This window comes from Planctomycetia bacterium (assembly GCA_034440135.1).
Classification (GTDB): domain Bacteria; phylum Planctomycetota; class Planctomycetia; order Pirellulales; family JALHLM01; genus JALHLM01.
The window spans coordinates 1-2,797 of sequence record JAWXBP010000508.1 but is presented as its reverse complement, the minus strand read 5'-3'; the positions used below and the strand labels follow the sequence as shown (position 1 = coordinate 2,797).

Sequence of the window (2,797 nt, the reverse complement as noted above, 5' to 3'; positions counted from 1 at the left end):
CGATTGCCATCGTTCGTCTCCTGATCTAAGGTTCTTTCAAACACGCCTTAATCAGAACGAACGGTGGCTTGTTTTTACAGAAAGTGGTTTACACTCCCTACTCGCGGGGGGTTTGCGGGCACGGAGGTTCGCGCCGCGAGGGGTTCGGAATTCGTTTTATCTCACAATCAAGGCATCGATTGATGCGGTTTTCCCAGGAGGCTCCCATGCGTCGTCGTGGTTCTCACAAGTCCGCGCGGAAGGTCTATGCTCACCGGCAGGCAACCTTGGCGGCGAGCGTGATAGAGATGCTTGAGCAGCGTCAATTGCTTACCGGCGAACCGGCAGTCGTCGCAAACAGTTTTCACTTCGAGACGGCTCCACACAAAATCAGCGTACAGTTCGATCAAGATGTTTCCTCCAGCCTGGGGGTCGGCGATCTTTGGGTGGAGCGGCTTGGCTCCGACACTCGGGTCGGCACGAGTAATTTCAGTCTCGGCTGGAACAGTTCCAATTTCACGGCCACGATGACCTACACCACGCCGGCAGGCTCGCAGAGGTTGCCATCCGGGCGGTATCGCGTCACGCTCCACTCCTCCGACCTCCAAAACGCGGAGGCGCAGAACCTGAATCAGGATACGTCTTTCGAATTCTTCTATCTCAACGGCGACGGAAACCGCGACGGTGTCGAAGACAACGCCGATGCCGATATTGTTAGCGCGAATCTCGGCCTGGCGGGTAACTTCCTTCAGGGAGATTACGACTACAGCGGCGTGGTGGATGAGGACGATCTTGAGTTCGTCAATTCCGACACCCTGCCCAGCGCAAACTCGATCCCCGACGGCGTTGCAATTCGCCGGGTCAGCGATACCACAAATGAGGTCGGGTGGATTGATCGTAGCGAAAATGAGACGGGTTACCGCATTCAGCGGTCGACGAATGGCGTGTCATGGACGACGATCACAACGGCCGGAGCGGATACGGGGCACTTCGTTGACACAACCGTACAGGCTGGCGTGGATTACTATTATCGAATCAGAACCGTGCGCGCAGGTAATGACAGCTTTTACTCGCTACGCGAGCTCAATTCCGTCACAGCCGCCAGGGCCACTCCGGGCACCGGGCTGGGATTCCAGAGCGGACAGGTCGGCAGCGACTACGTCAACCTGACTTGGGTCGACACCACAAGTGACGAGGAAGGGTACGAAATTTATCGCTCGAAGGATGGCGGCCCGTGGGTTCGCATCGCCAGGCCATCCGCGAATTCCACGAGCCACCATGCTTCATCCTTGTTCGCTTCGACAAACTACGCCTTCCGCATTCGTTCGTACAACCCGGCGGCTGTATCGCCATTCTATGAAACGCAAGGCATGACTTTAGCCGGCGCGCCAACAGCGCTGAACGGCAATCTCGATGTCAACGTGCTCCCGCACCGTTACAAGATCGATTTCAATCAGCCGATGAACAGCGCCTCGTTCGACACCAGTGATCTTGAGATTCTCCACCTGATGAATGGCTATGCTCTTGTCCCCGGAGACGACATCGCCTCCGCCAGTTATCAAGGAACTGACTTTAGCACGACTTGGGTGTTCCGGGACGCTTCCGCGACGCCGAACGACCCGAACAATCTGCTCCTTGGCGGGAAGCTTCATGAAGGCAACATTGAAGTGCTGCTGGGGGCCGGCAAGGTTGCAAACGTCTCAAACCAGAGTTCTTCCGGCGACTTTTTCACAACAGACTTTTTCTGGCTCGGCGACTCAACCCGTGACCGGACCGTCGATCTCGATGACTTCACAACGCTCGCAGCCAACTTTGGCCAAAGCGGGCGCAACTTCACCCAAGCCGACTTCGACTACGACGGATCAGTCAATCTTAACGACTTCACGATCGTCGCCGCAAAGTTTGGGTCGAAACTCTTTGCTCCGCCGTCTGGCCCGAACGTTCTCCAGGCGACTGGTTACAGCAAAAGTTCGACGCGGCTGGAATGGAGCCGGCCGGCGACCGAAAGCGGGCAACCGTTGGATGGATACCGTGTTTGGCGCAGTTCCGACGGCGTCACATGGGATGAACCGGTCGCCGAGTACCGTCCATCGGCCGGAAACCCGGACTTTCAGTCTGCGGCCCAGAACTTGGTGGCTTGGTATGACGGCACGGGACCGACAGGATCTTCGACTGCCCCGCTGGCCGAAGGGACAAGATACTACTATCGCGTGCGTGCGTTCAGCGACTCGCAGGGTAACGGACTGGCAACAAACAAGTTTCCAGCGGTCACCACACTGTCGGCCCCGGAGAATCTGACCGCAACCGACGTTTCGGCGACCACCGTACGACTTCGGTGGAATGACCGCGCAGCCACAGAATTGAGCTACACCGTAACCGCCATCTCGGCCCAAGGGGTCGTTGTCCGCACCATCGCCGGACCGCACCAAGGCGATGTGATGTTCTACGAGTTCGACGGACTCACACCCGGCGTTGATTATTCCTTCCGCGTGCAGGCGCACAATTCTGTTCAGATGTCGGCACCGTCGCTACCGGTTGATGTTCAAACCCCGACTGGTGGTGAGCCGCTGCGAATTGAGGGGCCCAACTCGGCATCTGAAGGCGACATAGTCACATTCGACGCGGTCGGCGGTAATAATCCCGGCAATTCTTCGGTGATTCGATATGTGTGGAGCGTATCGCGAGTGGCGGCCAATTCTTTCCTGCAAGTGGCTTCTGGCAGTGTCCAGACCCCATTCTTGTCCCAATCCGCAAGTATAGTTTCGCGGCCTAAAATCACTCGATCTGAGCCGGGAACTTCCCGGCTTCCTGTGTTGTG

At 57.3% G+C, this 2,797-nt stretch carries 1 protein-coding gene; it reads left to right on the top strand.

Annotation, left to right across the window (positions count from 1 at the left end):
• Window positions 1–206: 206 nt before the first annotated feature.
• The coding region (locus SGJ19_28830; protein MDZ4784271.1) for a fibronectin type III domain-containing protein at window positions 207–2,797 on the top strand (2,591 nt) is incomplete at its 3' end.